A 229-nucleotide genomic window follows, 5' to 3' on the forward strand; every position below is an offset into this window, starting at 1 on the left:
GCTGGAGGAGCTGTGCCAGCGCCGGCGCGACGGCAGGGCCCCTGCCCCCGGCCCCGCCGCCGCCGCCGTGCTGGGAGAGATCGAGACGAAGCTCCGCCCCGCCATCGCCGCCTGCGGCCGGGCCGAGGGTGCGGGCCTGCTCACCGGTCTCGATGGCCGCGCCGTGGGGCCCGGCCCGTCGGGCGCCCCGACGCGCGGGCGACCCGACGTGCTGCCGACGGGGCGCAAC

1 protein-coding gene is annotated in these 229 nt (G+C 81.7%); it reads left to right on the forward strand.

Translation table 11 applies throughout. The features are described 5' to 3' along the window. Positions 1-229: cobaltochelatase subunit CobN (locus tag O4G76_RS21880; RefSeq protein WP_269399164.1), on the forward strand; the 229-nt coding region annotated here is incomplete at both ends.

Origin of the sequence: Limimaricola sp. G21655-S1 (assembly GCF_027213785.1) — a bacterium.
In the GTDB taxonomy this organism is placed as follows: domain Bacteria; phylum Pseudomonadota; class Alphaproteobacteria; order Rhodobacterales; family Rhodobacteraceae; genus Limimaricola.